A 15,933-nucleotide genomic window follows, 5' to 3' on the forward strand; every position below is an offset into this window, starting at 1 on the left:
CCAGCGGAGAGTTTGGCGGCGACGTCTATCCGAAACCCAAGTCTGCATCATCCTCCGCCTCAATTCCAAACTCAGGATACCCCCGATCCGCCATGAGTATCACGCGCAGCTATACGACTTGCCGCTATGGCCAACTGCATATCCGGCAGGCGGGCAGCGACACCACGCGCCCTCCCTTGGTGATGCTGCACCAGAACCCGTCATCAGGCTGGGAATATGAACCGCTGATCGAGGCACTGGGCCAGAGCCGCCGCGTGATCGCCTTTGATACGCCCGGCCATGGCATGAGCGATGCGCCCCCCGCTCCGCCGGGCATGGCAGGCTATGCCGCCGCCTTTGCCGACGGGCTGGCCACCATGGGGGTGAGCGAGCCTATCGACCTTTACGGCTATCACACCGGCAGCCTGCTGGCGATTGAACTGGCGCTGGCCCTGCCCACGCAGGTGCGGCGCATGGGATTGACCGGCATCCCCATGTATCCCGCCGACATCCGCGCCAAAAAGCTGAGCGAGGCGGAGGAATTTCCGGAGGCCGATGAAGATGGCACCGTCATTCTCGACCTGCTCACCCGCCTATGGGCCTATGTGGTCAAGGCGCGCGACCAGCGTCAGAGCCTGCCCCGCGCCATCCGCCATTTTGCGGACAAGGCCTATATCCTTGACCGCTTCACTTGGGCCTATCGCGGCGTATGGTCCTATGACTATGCCCGCCTTGGCCAGATCCCCTGTCCGGTGCTTTTGTTGCAACCCCATGAAGCGCTTCGCGAACCGGCGCTGGCGGCGGCACAATTGATCCCGAACATCACCATCCGCGATCTGCCCGATCTGGATCGCGACATTTTCGACATTGCTCCAGAGGTGCTTGCCCGTGAACTATGTAACTTCCTTGGTTGAATCCGGCCTGCCGATTGCCGACATCTCGCATTCGGTGCTTCACCCCGATTTCATCGCCCGCGAGGTCAAGGCCCGCTATCCGGTGGTGGGCAAGCTGGACGTGTGGCTGCTCTATCGCGGCATGAACGATGTCTATCTGGTGCAGGACGAGACGACCAAATATGCCCTGCGCGTATGGCGCAAGACCTATCGCGATGTGGACGATGTGGCCTATGAGCTCGATTTCCTCGCCTTTCTGAAAGACAAGGCCTTTCCCGCCAGCGTCGCTGTGCCCCAGCATGACGGCACGCTTTACTGGAAAGCCGCCACGCCCGAAGGGGCGCGCGCGATTGCCATGTATGACTGGGCGCCGGGCCGCAAATTCGGCGACATGCTGGCCGAGGAAACCTCGTTCAAGATCGGCGCAGCTCTGGCACAGATGCATGGGCTGGGCGATCAATGGGCGGGGGCCGACCACCAGTTCACCACCAAAACGGCCAAGGATTACAACATCTGCCTGCCCGCGCTGATCGACTTTGTCTATGATCGCCCCGACGATCTGCGCGACTATCCGATCATCGCCGCCAATCTCGACAAGCGGCTTGACGAACTGGCCGCCCATGGCGTGCCGCTCGGCGTATGCCACCGCGATTTCCACCCCTCCAACGTCCATGTGGATGAGGCTGGCACCATCACCCTGCTCGATTTCGACGCGGCGGGTGAGGATTTCCTGATGCAGGACGTGCAGAATTTCGTGTGGGGCAATCTGTTCTACGGCTTCTCGGAAAGCTATGGCACGGCCTTTGAGGACGGCTATCAATCGGTGCGCCCCTTCACCCCCGAAGAGATCGCCAACAAGGAACTGTTCCTGATGGCCAAGGCCTTCCGCCTTGTGGCAGGCATGGCCCATTCCAGCACGGCGGTGGGGCGCGGCACCTTGCGCTTCCGCAACCTTGACTGGCTGGGCGATTATATCAAGACGCGCGCCCGCGCCTGCGGCCTGCTGTAATGCTGGCGCCGACCGAAAGCTGGCCACGCCCAGCATCCGCATGGTGGATGGTGGCGCTGCTGTTCCTGGCGGGGATCTGCTCGGTGATTGACCGGGCGATCCTCAATATGGTGGTCGACCCAGTGCGCCATGATCTGGGCATCGGGGACGGCGCGATCAGCCTGTTGCAGGGGCTGGCTTTCGGTCTGTTCTATGCCTTTATGGGCCTGCCGATGGGGCTGGCCGCTGACCGGCTGTCACGGCGCAATCTGTTGACCGGCGGCATAGCGCTTTGGTCGATCGCCACGGTGGGCAGCGGTCTGGCGGCAGGCTTTGGCCAATTGTTCACCGCCCGCCTGCTGGTGGGTTTGGGCGAGGCAGCGCTTGGCCCTTGCGCCATATCCCTGATTGCCGACCTGTTCCCCGCCGACCGGCGCGGCCGCCCGATCAGCATCTATATGATGGGGCAAGCCTTGGCGCAGGGCTTGGGCATGGGTTTTACCGGCCTCATTCTGGCCAAGGCCACGGCAGGCGCCTTTGCCACATGGCCCTTGCTGGGCGGTTTGGCGCCGTGGCGGGTGGTGTTTGTCCTGTCGGGCAGCATCGGCCTGTTGGTGGTGCTGGCCATGCTCTCCACCCGCGAACCCGAAAGGCGCGGGTCACAGGGCCATGTGGTGGTGCCATCCATGGCCGAAAGCGCCAGCTGGTTCTGGGCGAACAAATCCGTGCTGGCCCCGCTTTACCTTGGCTTTGCGGTGTGCTTCATCGCCGCCTATGGCGGGGCGGCATGGCAGCCGACCATGCTGATGCGCGGCTTTGGCGTGACCCCGCAATTTGTCGGGCAATGGCTGGGGCCGCTCTCCATGCTGTTTTCCGCGATCGGGCCGCTGCTGGGCGGGTGGCTGGTGGACCGCTCGATGCAGGCGGGCAAGCCGATGCTGCGATTTACGCTTTTGTCCTTCATGCCGCTGCTGGCGCTGCCTTCGACGTTGGCGGTGCTGGCAGGCGATGCGCGACTGGCCGCTTTCATCGTGGCCACGGGCAATGCGGTCTATGCCGTGTGTGGCACTTTGATGTTTGCCACGCTGCAATCCATCGTGCCGCCGCGCATGCGGGGCACCTCCATCGCGCTGACTTTGGTGATGAACACTTTGCTGGGCGCGGCCTGCGGGCCCTTGCTGGTGGCCAGCGCGACCAACGGCCTGTTGGGCGATCCGGCCAAGGTGGGCTGGGCGATTGCTTTAGTAGCCGGACCTTCGGTCATGCTGGGCGCGGGGCTGTTCGCCTTGGGCCGACGCGGGGCTTTACGCAGCCAAGCATAGGCAAACCATCCCGCGACAAAAAGGCCCGTCAGAGCAGTCTCTGGCGGGCCTTTTGCTGTTCAGGCCACCACCAGCCGTGAATGGACCACGCCGCCAGCCCCCTCGCGCAGGGCCTTGGCCGCCTTGTAACCATCGCTGGCCATATATGCCCGCGCGGCATCGGCATCGGGAAAGCGGATCAGCACTGCGCGCGAGGCCTCCTCGCAAGCGCCTTCAAACACCTCCTCGATGACACCGCGTACCAGATATTCCCCACCAAAGCCCGCCGCCACCTGCGCCGCCGCCTTGGCATAGGCCTGATAGGCCGCCGGTTCGCCGCTTTGCACCGTGGCCCAGATATAGGCTGTCATCACTCTGCTCCTTTCCCATCAAAAAGGGCCGGACCTGCACATGGCAGATCCGGCCCGGTTCGAGAGGCAGGCGGGCCGTAACCCGCCAACCCCATCGCTGCTTAGAGTTTACATCTTCACCTTGGCCTGAATGCCAAAGGTGCGCAGTTCAGGCAGACCCAGCACCACGGCCGAGTAATAGGTCAGTTTGCTCAGGCTGTTGTCGATCGTGTAATTGTCCGCGATCGAGGTATAGGTGTGGTTGTTGAACAGGTTGGTCACGAAAGCCTCGACCGAGATATTGCCCTTCGACACACCGCCACGCAGGTTGAAAATGTGGCGATCAGGCGTGCGCAACGTGTTTGATTCGTTCGCCCACTGACCCGACTTGAAGTTCCAGTCCAGACGGCTGAACCAATGCGCATCGGTATCGCCCACAGAACCACCCAGATTCACGCCAAAATTGGCCGAATATTTGGACGTGTTCTTCATTTCCTTGCCATAGAAATCAAACACGCCGGTCAGCTGGCTGATCGTGGTGCTCTTGAAATCCAGGATCTTGGAAGCGTTGATCGCCGCTGCACTGTCCAGCGTGATCAGGTCATTGACCTTCCACGAAGCTTCGATTTCGGCACCCTTCAGATCAACGTCACCGCTATTGGCCGAGGTGTTGATGAAGGACAGGCCGGTAGCGCTGGTGCTGTCGGGGGCCACGATGGTGATCGCGTTGATCTGGTTACGCCATTGGGCATAATATGCCGCAGCAGCGTAACGGATCTTGCCGTCCAGCAGCTTGCCCTTCACACCCACTTCATAATTGGTGATCTTTTCAGGGCTGATCGCCAGCTGACCACCGGCATTGACGGCGGCCTTCTGAACCGAGTCACTCTGGCTCAGAATATTGACGTTCAACTGCGCCGGATTGACGCCCTTGGCCCATGACACATAGGCCATGGTCGAGGGGCTGAACTGATAGTTCAAGATGACACGCGGGGTGAAATTCTTGTAATCATACTTGGCCAGTTGTGCGCCACCGGCATAGGTTGCCGCCGGAATATAGGCGCTCGACGGCACAACCTGACCCGAGGGACGGGCATAGGCGCCCAGCGTATCCATCTGGTAACGGCCTTCGACGCTGACCGACAGCTTGTCTGTGGCATCCCAGGTCGCGCCAAAGAACAGGCCGGTGGTGCGGTTTTCCGACAGGCCGCCCACGGTCAGATTGGCCGAGGTCAGCGCACCAAGGCCGCCGCCGCCGCCCTGAATGGCCTGCGCCTTCAGATAGGAGGCACCCACCACGCCGCGCACCTTGCCGAACTTGTAGGCCATGCGCGCTTCTGCGGACCAGTCGTTGGTCTTGCGCTCCACCAGATAGGTGTAGCTCCAATAGCCCAGCGGGTTGGTGGTCGAGGTGATCGTGCTGGAATCGTAACCATCCAGATCGAGCAGGTCGGTCCATACTTCGCGGTTATAGCCGCCCAGCACCGTGGCCGTCAGATGCTCGTTGATCACCCAATCGGTGCTCAAATGGGCATGGTGGCTGATACGACGCAGGCCAAAACCATCGACGCCTTCGCTGGGGTCCACCACGCGATTGACCGGCGAGGCCAGCCAGCTCTTGATAGCGGCATTGGCAGTGCTGTTGCTGGATACGACATTGGCCATCTTGGGCGTCACGCCGCAGATATAGGCATTGGTAACCGCCGTCCCCTGACCGGCCACGCCACGCGTGTTGCCCTGGAACGAGCAGTTCGACTGGTTGGTGATGATGGTCGCGCCGGCCGAATTGGTGACATTATAGGCATACAGACGACTCTGGGCGCCCGCGCCATCCTTGTCTTCCGAACGCAGGCCGAACAGCTTCATGGTCAGGTTATGCGCAGGCTTGAACACCAGCAAGGCCGTCGCGGTGGTGCTCTTTTGCGCGCCCAGCTTGGAACCGTCATAAGCGTTCTTGTAAGAACCGCCCTTGCCGAATTGTTCGCCGGTGACGCGGAAGGTCAGCATATCGCCAAAGATCGGGCCTTCAACGGCGGCCTGCAGGCGATAATTGTCGCGCGTACCGGCCATGCCCATCAAGGAACCATGCCATTCGCCGGTCGGTTCACGGGTGGTGATGTTGATGGCACCCGCAAAGGTGTTGCGGCCGTAATAGGCGCTTTGCGGGCCCTTGATGATGTCGACCTGCTTGGGATCGGTGATCGACATGATCGAGGAGGGCGAAGCCACGGCCACGCCATCGATGAACATCGAAGTGGTGGTGGCCAGCGTGGTGGACGGCGTAAAGCCGCGCAACACGATCTGCTGGAACGAACGGTCCGAACGGCCCGAGTTGTTGTCGTTGATATTGATGCCCGGCGTCGACTGGGCCAGCGTGGTCATCGAGGTGACGCCGCGCTTTTCCAGCGCATCCGCCGTCAAGGCAGTGATGGTAACGGGAACCTTGAGAATGTCTTCGGACCGCTTGCGCGCGGTCACCGTGATGGAACCGGCTTCATCGGCAGCCGGTGCATCGGCGGCCAGAGCGGGGGTTGCCACACCAACGGCAAGAACAAGAGCAAGAGCGGAGGTCGAAGCCGCCACCGAGGCTTTCAGGATGCGAGTTTTCATATTTCCCTCACTGAAAAATTGATTGGCCCACAAGAGGCAGTTCAATAAATTGAAAGTTCCCGCTGCAATTTTATTATTATGAATAGATCAAGCCATAAGGCACGCGGCGCAGGATCAAGGAAAACCAAAAACAAGAAGCAAAACTCTTCGCGACAGGTGCAAAGACCCAAAGCCATAAACTGACTCTATTCGCGTTAGCTCCCCGATTTGGCCGATTCCGCTTGTCTGTTCCGGCAAGAAGGAGAGTGCCTTGCATCCATCTTTCTTGGCGCAGGAAATGATGCCTATTCGCCTGTCGGATGTGGAACGATGGGGGAATGGTCACAAAAGGATGCTAGGCACGCCAACCCTCCTGCGGGATGCGCCAAAAATCGTACAGATTATCGCGTTTCAAGGCGTAATCGCGCGCAAAAATGCCTGAACCGGCGCCACGGAGGCGGCAGGGCATTCCAGCGGCATCATATGGCCGCAATCCTTGACCACCACCAGCGACTTGGACGCCGACCCCAACCGCGCCAGAACCTGCTGGCCATCCTTGACCAAAGGCACTTCCGGATCGCGGTCCGACCACAGGGCCAGCGCGGGAACCTTGATCGCGGCCAGATCGGCAGGGGTGCCACTGAAAGGCATCGCCTTGCCAAAGCTGCGTGGCCAACCTTGGGCGCGGTTGTTCAATTCGGTCCATTCGCGCGCCAATTGCGGCGATACGCACGATGGATCGGCATAATTCATCCGCAAAATGCCGCCCCAGAAGGCGTCAATATGATGCCCGCCCAGCAGGCCATCAAAAGCCAGCACCGCCTTGAACCATGGCGTGAAATGTGGCGCGGGCTTCAATGGCCCCGCCGCAATATTGGCCAAAACCACGCCACGCAAAGCATCGCCATGCTGCGCAGCATAATGGGCCACGCCCTCGCCCGCGCTGCTGGTGCCGACCAGCACGAAGGGCGGCAGTTTCATCTGGTGGACCAGAGCGTCGATCAGCTCCGCTTCGGCATCGCCATTATACAGGCCTTGCGGCTGCGGCCCCGACAGACCCATGCCAGCGCGGTCAAAACGGATCACGCGATATTGGCCCTTCAACGCCGCCGTCCAGCCATCCCACATATGCAGCGAGGCAAAGGAGCCATGCACCAGCATCACCACCGGCGCATCGCGCGGGCCTTCATCCACCACATGCAGGCTTTGCGCCCCCAGCTGAATATAGCGCGATTGCGGCAGGCCATAACGCGCACGCATGGTGGCTTCGTCAGGTTTCAGCCAACCGGCCCGCGCCGCACCGATATAGGCGCCCGTGCCCGCCGCCAGCGCCAAAAGCGCCGCACCCGCCCAGCCTAGCGCCCTCACTTGAACACCTTGGCACGCAAGGCGACATTGGCGCGGATATTGGCCCAGAACAGGCCCACATCATGGTAATGCATCACCCCGCCGCGCAAAGGCTCCAGCCCCAGCGCCTTTTCGGGCTTGACCAACAACAAGCCCTTTTCGCAACGCGCACTGACCGCATGGGCCACCAAAGCCTTGGGCGCGCCCTTGCCCGGATCGCCGGGCACCGTACCTTGCGCCAGACTGGCATCGCCTTCAGGACGGCCTGCGTCAAAAGTCAGCGGATTGATGCAAAGCATCTGCCGCCCCTCTTCGGTCCCGAACTTCTTTACATAGGCCGCCGTGGCATAGGACTGCACCGCAGTCCCATCCACCTGATCGGCCAGATAGGCGTTCCATTGCAGCACGCATCCGGTTTGCGATGGCGTGGCGCAGGGCTTCACGCTTTTGAAACGGCGCCCGAATTCGCCCTCGGACAGGTTGATGCCGATGATATAGGCCGCCACCAGCCGCTTTTGCTGCGCGGTGCCATCGATGCGCTTTTCCAGCAAAGTGGCGGCGTGAAACGCCCCTTGCGAATGGCCCGCGATGATGAAAGGCGCATCGCCGATCTTTGCCAGAAACGCATCAAAAGCGCGTTCGACATCGCTATAGGCCAGCGCAAAGGCCGCCTGCTGCACCTCCGGCACGGCAAAGCTGTTATAGCTGGCCGCCCGATAGCGCGGGGCATAGACTGTGCAGCACCCGCTAAAGGCGCTGGCCTGCCGCGCGATGCTGCTTTCATCGGTCCATTGGTTGCTGGCCGCATCGCGCAGGTCCTGATTGAGCGCGCCATCGGGGCTGCGGAAGGTGGTGGGGTGCAGGAAAAACACCGCCACCTTGCCATGCTTGGCCGCGGGCGTAGCGCCTTCTGGCAAGGTCTGCCACGCCATCGACCAATTGGCGGCATCCGCATAGTCGGGCGCGAGCGGGGCCTTGGCCTGCACATCCCCCGCCACCGGCAGGCGCGGCGCCTCCTGCGCCATCACCGGCGCCTTCATCAGCAACGCGGCCGCAAGAGCCTTCCACATCAGCCACGCTCCGCGATTTCGAGCACCACGCGTTCGGAGCTTTCCATCGCCGATTCCATGCCGAAATCGCTGCGGCGGGTGTGTTCGCCCGCGAAGTGCAACACCTGCCATGGCTTCACAAAATCGCGGCCAAAGGCGTTGACCTGCCCCGGCGCAAGGCTGAAGCCGCAACCCTTTTGCAGGGGGTCGCGGGCCCAGTCCTTGTAAGCCACCACCTTCATCAGCCCCTTGGAAGCCGGACGCATCGCCTCGATTTCGGAAAGGATGAAAGGCACCGCATTCTCGCGCTGGGCAATCGCCTGCGCCATTTTGCCCACCATCACCACCATGGCGCGATGCTTGCCCTCGCCCGTGTGGTTATCAATGCCCCAGAACATGCCGATCGGCCCGTCGGTGGAGAAGCTGGCAGGCAGGCCATCGGCCTTCCAGAAAGGCTTTTCCACGCTGAGATAGAGGCGGGCGGTGTTGGCATAGGGCATATGGGCAATGGCATCGCGCGCCTTGGGATTGGCCGCGCCGGTAATCTCCACATCGCGCAGCATGGTGAAAGGCAGGCTGCTGATCACAAAGCGCGCCTGATAGGTGCTGCCGTCGAGGCAAGTCACACTGGCGCCCTTGTCGCTCATGGCAATGCGGCCCACGCGCTTGTTCAGGCGCACCACATCGCCCAGCTTGGCCGCCATGGCGAAGGGCAATTGCTGGCACCCGCCGACGATATTGTTGATCGAGGCCAGACCATTGATCGCATTATGATCATTGGCCTCGCCAAAGGGATGTTCACGCTTGCCCGCCTCGCCCGTGCCGCCCGCCGTGGTGCCAAAACGGCGGTCGGCGATGCTGCGCGTTTCCTCCTGCCACATGCGCAACATGGATGTTTCATCGATGCCGATGCCCGGCGCGGAATAGCTGGCCAGTTCGATGGCGGCGGGCGAATAGCCCTTTTGCACCATCAATTGCCGCAGCGAAATATCCTGATCAGCCAATTTCGGGTCCAGCCAGTCGGACAATTCCTTGCAAGGGTTCCACTTGGCGGTCACCGCCTGCCCCATCAACATGGGCGAGATGCGGCGTTCATCGCCCACGGTCTGGTTCAACGGATTGTCGGCCCAGCTCTTGGGGTCCACCCACTGCCCCTTGTAATGGAAACCAAAGGGCAAGAGATCGCGGTCTTCGGGGATCAATTGCAGGCCCAGCTTCATACAGGCATCCAGCACGCGGGCATAGCCGCGCCCGATCTGGCTGGCGCCCACGTCCAGCTTGCCCTCGATCGTGTCGAGCGTTTTGACGCGCCCGCCCACAATCGGGCCAGCCTCCAGCACCACCACCTTGTAACCCAGCTCACCCAGCATCATCGCCGAATTGAGGCCCGACAGCCCGCCCCCGATGATCACCACATCGGCCTTTTCCGCCGCCAATGCGCCCTTGGCAAAGCCGACCGAAGGCAAAAGCGTGGTGGCCGATGCGGCGGCGAGGAAATGGCGGCGGTCAAACATGGCGCGATGATCCCTTGGTTATGTGCATTATGCGTGCAAACATGGGCACTAAAACAATTCGTCCGCCATGATGCTGTGCAAAATGGCGGACGAAACATGGGGTATTTTTCTGCCCGACTGGCGGGCATCACCGGCAATTTTTCGGTCAGTCCTTCACCGCCGCACAGGCATACCAGCTGCCCATCAGGGTGCGGCCTTCGGGATGGCCCTCGGTAAAGAAATCGCTGGTGTTGGGGTTGAGCCAGAACGTGCCCTTGCGATAGCCGATGCCCACCTTTTCCGGCGCGAAACCGGCATCGGTCGCCACTTTCATCCAGTCGGTGCGGGCCAGCGAGGTCATGAAAGGTTCGTTATTATAGTGCGATTCAAAATCGCAACGCATCTGGTCCCACAGGCACAGATGTTCATGGCGCGGCGGCACATCCACATGGCACATGATCCCGCCCGAACGCAGCAGGCGGTGACTCTCCTTGAAAATCTGCCGCATCCCTTTGGCCGAGGTTTCATGCAACAAGGCCGAGGAGCAGACGAGGTCGAAGCTGCCATCCTCGAAATCGGTGTGTTCGGCGTCCTGCTGGCTGAAATGGATGCCAACGCCCATGCTTTCGGCGCGGGCATGGCCATAACGCAGCATCGGCGCGCCCACGTCCAGCGCATAGACTTCTGCATCGGGGAAAGCCTGTGCAATCGCCACCGTGGAATGGCCCACCGAACAGCCCAGATCCAGAATGCGCTTGGGCTTGAAATCGGGGAAGAAGCCCTGAACATGGCTGGCCAGCGTATGGCCGCGCCCGTCATTCTTCCACCCGCCGTTCAGATTGCGCAGATAGGTGGAGGCAAAACGGTCATACAGCGCGCCTGCACGGAAATCGGCCTCCGACGTATCGGTAATATAGCCGCCGCCCATGCGGTGATGGTCGATCGAGCTGATATAGCGCGGCATTTCCAGATCGGGGTTGAGCCGTAAAGAGCCCTTGGGCTGGGCGCTCAACTCGGCGACTTTTCCGGCCAGATCGTCATATTGGCGATCAATCGCATCATCGATCACATGCCAGATGCGATCCTGATAGAACAGCGACAGCGTCAGCCAATATTGGTGCAGGGGATGGCTTTCCAACGCGCCGCGCACTTCGCCGCTACGCGTGGGGGCCTTGCCGGTCTTGGCGGTCACTTCCGGCACGATCACCTCGTCCAGCAGGCGCCGGTCGAGCGGGTCCATATGCTGGTTGGTCCATGCACGCATGGCAAGGAAATGATCCTCCAGCGCCTGTTCGTCATGGGTGGCCTGCGGCATGACCGCATGGCCGTAATGGGGGGTGTTGGGGCGGGTTTCGGGCGCAAGAGTTGCCATCGGGGGATCCTTTACGAAAGATCAGTTGGTATCGGCGGCGACTCGCGCCACTTCCTGTTCGTAATCGGCCTGCAGGGCCAGAGCATCGGGCAGAAGCTTGTCCCGCGCAACGCCCAAAACCCGGTCATAGGCCTTGGCACGATAGGCCCCGCGATAGGCGCGGGCATCGGCATCGGGGTGATAGGCATCGATGTCCTCCGGCCCGTGCAGACCGGCGGCTTTCAGCAGCCGTTCATTGGCGTCCAGCCGATCTTTGAGCACCATCACCTCGCCCAACAGCGCCAGCACCATGCCTGCCAGGGCATCCTGCGTGGCGCTTTCAAACACCACCGGCTGGCTGCCCTTGGGGCGCGCGGCGCGGTCCAGATTTTTGCGTTCAACCAAGGCTCTACTCCACATCAAAACGGAAAAGTCGCCCGGTGCGGGCGCGGATATCTTTCTTGTCGAGGTCGGGGCCATGCGCCTCCTGCGTCACCTCGTCCTTGGCATGCAGATCATAGCCGGTCTGGCTGGAAAGCAAGACGATGATCTGCGTATCGGCCTCGATGCCAAAGGGGAATTCGTGCCATGTGCCGCGATGCATGGCAAAGCCCGCGCTGCCATCGAAACGGAAGGCGCGCACCTGATCCAGATCGGGCAGATCCCCGTCCGAGGGCGGCGCCATCACCGCGATAAAGGGCTTGCCCGCCAAGGGAATGAAGGCCTGCGTATGCTGGGCATGGCGCTCCATATAACGCACTTCGCCCGCCCGCGGCTCGACATTGGCCAGCGTGATTTCCACCGGATGATCGCATTCAAACCGCGCCGGATAGCTCATGCTGACCGCGCCCTTGTAGAAATCCACCGCCACCGGCTTGGCCCCGCTGGCGCTGCCGATGATCGCGCCAAAGGGGGCCAGAGCTTCCGCTGTGGCCGGTTGTAGTGGAAGGGTGATCACCTCGCTCATGCCTGACCTTTCCACATACGCAGCAACACATCGTTGCGCGCCACAAAATGCTGCTGCAAGGCCCCCGCAACATGCAGCGCCAGTACGCCAAGCCCCAGCCACAGCCCCCACACATGGATGCGCGCGAAAAAACCATATTTGAACAGCACCGGCGCATTCCACGCCACGGGCGGCACAATATGCGGGATAAAGCCCTGCGGCCCGAAACCATCCACGCCAAAGATCCATAGCTCGGGCGCGGGATAGCCGCCGCCTGCCGCCATGGAGGACAGGGCCGCCCAGCCCGACAAGGGAATGGCCAGCAGCAGCAGATAGAGCACGCCCTGCAGGGCCGCCGCCAAAGCACGCTCCAACGCATGGGCCCCGCGCGGAGGCGGACTGGCATGGCTAATGCGCCACAGAATGCGGAACACCGCCAAGAGCAACACCGCCATACCCAAAGTATGATGGATCTGGCTAGAAAGAATATGCCGCGCCTTTTCTGCATCACTATGGGCCGCATAGGTCCACGCCATGACAAAGCCTGCCGGAACTTCCACCAGCACGGCCAGTGCCACACCCCAATGCAGGATGCGGGCAACAAGGTTCCAGCCTTGGACATGGGATGCTGGCATGGGCGACTATTCTCCACGCCGCCCTTGACCGGCGGCTTGGGGTGCAGGATGCCTGCGCCTTACCCCGTGCCAGCCCCCTTCCCCCGCTGTGTCCGCAGACCGGATAAAGCCCCTTGCGCCTCTCGCCGGACAGGGCGCACCGCAAGACAGTCTTGGCAGGCCAAGGCGCCCGTCCCATGGTGCGCAGGCATGGATTTTGAATAAAGGCTTCGTATCATGGTCGCACAGGAAAGCTCCCCCAGCCTGAAGGCGCAATTATCCGCCGCCCTGCCGCAGGGGCAGGTGCTCGATAGCGCCGATCTGCTGGCCTATGTGGCGCAGGATGTTTATCGCGGCGGTGGCGAACCGCTATGCGTGCTGCGCCCTGCCAGCGTGGAGGATCTGCAAACGGCGGTGAAGCTCTGTGCAGAGGCAGGCGTGGCCATCGTGCCGCGTGGCGGCGGTGCGTCCTATACCGATGGCTATCTCTATGGTCCGGGCGGCCATGTGTTGATCGACACGCGCGATCTGACCGCGATGGAGATTGACGAGAGCAATGCCATTGTCACGGTCGAAGCGGGCGTCACCTGGGCCGATCTGAAGGCCGCTCTGGATGCACGCGGGCTGCGCACACCCTTTTGGGGCCCGTTTTCGGGCATTGCCGCCACCGTGGGCGGATCGGTCAGCCAGAACAGCGTCAGCCATGGCACCGCCGCGCATGGGATTTCGGCGCAAAGCGTGCTGGGGCTGGATGTGGTGCTGGCCAATGGCGATCTGCTGACCACCAATGCCGCTTCCTCCATCCGTAACTATGGACCGGACCTCACCGGCCTGTTCACCGGCGATTGTGGTACTTTGGGCGTGAAGGCGCGTATTCGCCTGCCTTTGATCAACGCGCAGGCCCATGCCGAGGCGCTGTCTTTCGCCTTTGATACATTCGAGGCCTATCACGCCGCCGTGCGCCGTGCGCAAATGGCGCGGGTGGATGACAGCCATTTCATGATCGACCTTGCCCTGTCCCAAGGCCAGATCGGCCGCCAGCAGGGCGCGGGCGCCAAGGCCAAAATCGCCTGGGCCGTGTTCCAGAAGGCGCCCAACAAGATCAAGGGCCTGCAGCAATTGCTGAAAATGGCGCTGGCGGGTGAAGACCCGATGCGTTCGGGCCAATATATGTGCCATTTCATCGTCGAAGGCTTTGACGCCACCGACGCCGCCCATCGCGCAAACTATCTGCGGCAGGTGATCGGCGATGACGGGCGCGAGATTGCCAACACGATCCCCACCTTCGTGCGCTCCATGCCCTTTGCGCCCTTGGGCAATATCCTTGGCCCCAATGGCGAGCGCTGGGTGCCGATCCATGGCGTGTTGAACCATGATCAGGTGGTGCCCTTCCACCGCGCCTATCAGGCTATGCTAGCGGCGCGGAAGGCGGATATGGAACGCCTTGGCGTCTGGACCGGCACCATGGCCTCGCCGGTTAACTCCAGCGGGTTCCTGTATGAAGTGGCGCTTTATTGGCCCGATGCCCGCACCGCCTATCACGACACCACTTTGGGCGCGGAATGGATCGCGGGGCTGACCACCTATCCCGCCAATGCCGAGGCCAAGGCTCTGGCCAATGAGTTGAAGGAAGCCACGGTCGCGCTGATGCAGCGCTATGGCTCGGGCCATTTCCAGATCGGCCGCGCCTATCCCTACCAGTCGCGCCTTGCCCCGCCTGCCAGCGCGCTGGTGCGCGGATTGAAGGCCCAGCTTGACCCCAAGGGCGTGATGAATCCGGGCGCGCTGGGTTTCTAAACCCTTCGCACCACACCGCACAATAAAAGGGCCGGAAGAGGATCTCCCCTTCCGGCCCTTTTCTCTGTCTTCCCCTAAACCGCGCTTACTTCTTCAGCGCGGGTGGCTGGGGCGGGGTCCAGCCTTCGGGCACCGGAGCAGGCTTCTGCTCACGGGCATAGTTTTCAAGGCTGGAGAGCGATGGACCATAATCGGTCTCGGGCGCATGCAGCCATTTTTCGCCCATTTCGCGGGCAGCGGCCACCAGATCCTTGGGCAGGCCGGCGATGCCATCGGGGATAGTCGAAAAATGGGTGAAATAGGACATATGGCCCGGCGCCTGACCCATCAGCATCCATGGCAGCCAAGGCGTGATGCGGCTCCACGAACCGGTGTGGGGGATATGGGTCATATAAGGATTTTCAACGTCCTCTTTCTTGACCACATAGATGAACTGTTCCGACACGCGGTTCATCGGACCCGAGCTTTCACGCGGCCATTTGTCGGGCTGCAAAGCGTTGGGATAGATCATGTCGATGCCGGTGTTCAGGATCATCGTGCCTTCGGGACCCCACTGCCAGTCCTGCAGGAAAGGCTTGGGTTCGCGCTTCACCTTTTGCAAACCGCCATAGCTGGGCGGTTCGGGGATGAATTCGCTGATGGTGAAGTTGAACGGGTCATTGGCGATGGGCACCACCTTGACGCGTTCGCCGGTGTAGGGATTGTCCCAGAACTTCAGGATCTCGTTGGTGTTGATGTCGCGATAGAACACGATCTCGCGCAGCAGGCGGCGCCAGCTGCCATCGGGCAGGCGGTTGATACGAACGACCGAGAAACCTTCGACATTCATCAAGGGGCGCACAGCTTCATTGTCGCGCACGCCAAAGATCTTGCCGCGGATCCAGCCCACCTTCTCCTTGCCGGGCTCCACATTGGCGTCCAGACGGGCATAGGTGTCGCGGGTCCATTTGGGGTCTTTAAAGTCGATCTTGGTGACAAAATCGATCGGGGGCTTGCCCTTGGGCTTGGCCTTTGCCGCAGCATTGGCGGCAGCAGGCACCAGCGCCGCACCGGCAGCAGCACCGGCCAGACCCAGCGCGCGGCGGCGGCTCAGCTTCATATCGTCCATCCTTCGACTCCTTATTCCGCGTTGTTGGCCACGGATGCGCGACACACAATTGCGGGCGATCAATGCAGGCCGCTGTTTTCCGTATTCTCATGGCCCCATCACAGGGGCAGGTGATGCCTGACCACCAG

14 protein-coding genes are annotated in these 15,933 nt (G+C 61.6%); 4 read left to right on the forward strand and 10 right to left on the reverse strand.

Translation table 11 applies throughout. From position 1 onward, the window contains the following. Positions 1 to 92: 92 nt before the first annotated feature. From EOE18_RS03150 to EOE18_RS03160, 3 genes are read left to right on the forward strand one after another with little or no spacing between them, the layout of a single operon-like run. Positions 93 to 893 (forward strand): alpha/beta fold hydrolase, encoded by an 801-nt coding sequence (locus EOE18_RS03150; RefSeq protein ID WP_127706148.1) that lies wholly within the window; start codon positions 93 to 95, stop codon positions 891 to 893. Beyond that, positions 868 to 1,881, forward strand: a complete 1,014-nt coding sequence (locus EOE18_RS03155; protein ID WP_127706150.1) for a phosphotransferase enzyme family protein — start codon at positions 868 to 870, stop codon at positions 1,879 to 1,881. The genes EOE18_RS03150 and EOE18_RS03155 overlap by 26 nt, the downstream gene beginning before the upstream one ends. Next, positions 1,881 to 3,182 carry an MFS transporter gene (locus EOE18_RS03160; RefSeq protein ID WP_127706152.1) on the forward strand — a complete coding sequence of 434 codons (1,302 nt, stop codon included), beginning with the start codon at positions 1,881 to 1,883 and terminating at the stop codon, positions 3,180 to 3,182. The genes EOE18_RS03155 and EOE18_RS03160 overlap by 1 nt, the downstream gene beginning before the upstream one ends. Before the next feature lie 59 nt (positions 3,183 to 3,241). Here the strand turns inward: EOE18_RS03160 and EOE18_RS03165 are convergent, their stop codons facing one another. From EOE18_RS03165 to EOE18_RS03205, 9 genes are all read right to left on the reverse strand, one after another. Beyond that, positions 3,242 to 3,532 (reverse strand): DUF1330 domain-containing protein, encoded by a 291-nt coding sequence (locus EOE18_RS03165; RefSeq protein WP_127706154.1) that lies wholly within the window; start codon positions 3,530 to 3,532, stop codon positions 3,242 to 3,244. A gap of 108 nt (positions 3,533 to 3,640) precedes the next feature. Then, positions 3,641 to 6,121: a TonB-dependent receptor gene (locus EOE18_RS03170; RefSeq protein ID WP_127706156.1), complete on the reverse strand. Its 2,481-nt coding sequence runs from the start codon at positions 6,119 to 6,121 to the stop codon at positions 3,641 to 3,643. A 390-nt stretch (positions 6,122 to 6,511) separates the two neighbouring features. Beyond that, positions 6,512 to 7,468, reverse strand: coding sequence for an alpha/beta fold hydrolase (locus EOE18_RS03175; protein WP_127706158.1), 957 nt, complete (start codon positions 7,466 to 7,468; stop codon positions 6,512 to 6,514). Continuing rightward, complete coding sequence (locus EOE18_RS03180) at positions 7,465 to 8,517, reverse strand: DUF3089 domain-containing protein (protein WP_164852646.1); 1,053 nt, start codon at positions 8,515 to 8,517, stop codon at positions 7,465 to 7,467. The genes EOE18_RS03175 and EOE18_RS03180 overlap by 4 nt, the downstream gene beginning before the upstream one ends. Next, on the reverse strand, positions 8,517 to 10,010 hold the full coding sequence (locus EOE18_RS03185; protein ID WP_127706162.1) for a flavin monoamine oxidase family protein: 1,494 nt from the start codon (positions 10,008 to 10,010) through the stop codon (positions 8,517 to 8,519). The genes EOE18_RS03180 and EOE18_RS03185 overlap by 1 nt, the downstream gene beginning before the upstream one ends. A 145-nt stretch (positions 10,011 to 10,155) precedes the next feature. Next, complete coding sequence (locus EOE18_RS03190; protein ID WP_127706164.1) at positions 10,156 to 11,361, reverse strand: class I SAM-dependent methyltransferase; 1,206 nt, start codon at positions 11,359 to 11,361, stop codon at positions 10,156 to 10,158. 21 nt (positions 11,362 to 11,382) lie between these two features. Beyond that, positions 11,383 to 11,745: a hypothetical protein gene (locus EOE18_RS03195; RefSeq protein ID WP_127706166.1), complete on the reverse strand. Its 363-nt coding sequence runs from the start codon at positions 11,743 to 11,745 to the stop codon at positions 11,383 to 11,385. Between the two features lie 4 nt (positions 11,746 to 11,749). Continuing rightward, positions 11,750 to 12,307: an ureidoglycolate lyase gene (locus tag EOE18_RS03200; protein WP_127706168.1), complete on the reverse strand. Its 558-nt coding sequence runs from the start codon at positions 12,305 to 12,307 to the stop codon at positions 11,750 to 11,752. Further along, positions 12,304 to 12,921, reverse strand: coding sequence for a cytochrome b (locus EOE18_RS03205; RefSeq protein WP_127706170.1), 618 nt, complete (start codon positions 12,919 to 12,921; stop codon positions 12,304 to 12,306). The genes EOE18_RS03200 and EOE18_RS03205 overlap by 4 nt, the downstream gene beginning before the upstream one ends. Before the next feature lie 216 nt (positions 12,922 to 13,137). Between EOE18_RS03205 and EOE18_RS03210 the strand changes: the two genes are divergently transcribed. Further along, complete coding sequence (locus EOE18_RS03210; protein ID WP_127706172.1) at positions 13,138 to 14,697, forward strand: FAD-binding oxidoreductase; 1,560 nt, start codon at positions 13,138 to 13,140, stop codon at positions 14,695 to 14,697. Between the two features lie 85 nt (positions 14,698 to 14,782). Here EOE18_RS03210 and EOE18_RS03215 read toward each other — a convergent pair whose 3' ends face one another. Next, entirely contained in the window at positions 14,783 to 15,805 is a 1,023-nt protein-coding gene (locus EOE18_RS03215) for a DUF1838 family protein (RefSeq protein WP_127706174.1), read from the reverse strand. Positions 15,806 to 15,933 lie beyond the last annotated feature (128 nt).

Origin of the sequence: Novosphingobium umbonatum (assembly GCF_004005905.1) — a bacterium.
Lineage (GTDB): Bacteria > Pseudomonadota > Alphaproteobacteria > Sphingomonadales > Sphingomonadaceae > Novosphingobium > Novosphingobium umbonatum.

Excerpts from the sequence above, each read along its gene's own strand:
- EOE18_RS03165 (WP_127706154.1), bottom strand. The coding sequence starts at position 3,532 with ATGACAGCCTATATCTGGGCCACGGTGCAAAGCGGCGAACCGGCGGCC.
- EOE18_RS03190 (WP_127706164.1), bottom strand. The coding sequence starts at position 11,361 with ATGGCAACTCTTGCGCCCGAAACCCGCCCCAACACCCCCCATTACGGC.
- EOE18_RS03185 (WP_127706162.1), bottom strand. The coding sequence starts at position 10,010 with ATGTTTGACCGCCGCCATTTCCTCGCCGCCGCATCGGCCACCACGCTT.
- EOE18_RS03205 (WP_127706170.1), bottom strand. The coding sequence starts at position 12,921 with ATGCCAGCATCCCATGTCCAAGGCTGGAACCTTGTTGCCCGCATCCTG.
- EOE18_RS03200 (WP_127706168.1), bottom strand. The coding sequence starts at position 12,307 with ATGAGCGAGGTGATCACCCTTCCACTACAACCGGCCACAGCGGAAGCT.
- EOE18_RS03160 (WP_127706152.1), top strand. The coding sequence starts at position 1,881 with ATGCTGGCGCCGACCGAAAGCTGGCCACGCCCAGCATCCGCATGGTGG.
- EOE18_RS03150 (WP_127706148.1), top strand. The coding sequence starts at position 93 with ATGAGTATCACGCGCAGCTATACGACTTGCCGCTATGGCCAACTGCAT.
- EOE18_RS03170 (WP_127706156.1), bottom strand. The coding sequence starts at position 6,121 with ATGAAAACTCGCATCCTGAAAGCCTCGGTGGCGGCTTCGACCTCCGCT.
- EOE18_RS03215 (WP_127706174.1), bottom strand. The coding sequence starts at position 15,805 with ATGGACGATATGAAGCTGAGCCGCCGCCGCGCGCTGGGTCTGGCCGGT.
- EOE18_RS03180 (WP_164852646.1), bottom strand. The coding sequence starts at position 8,517 with ATGTGGAAGGCTCTTGCGGCCGCGTTGCTGATGAAGGCGCCGGTGATG.
- EOE18_RS03210 (WP_127706172.1), top strand. The coding sequence starts at position 13,138 with ATGGTCGCACAGGAAAGCTCCCCCAGCCTGAAGGCGCAATTATCCGCC.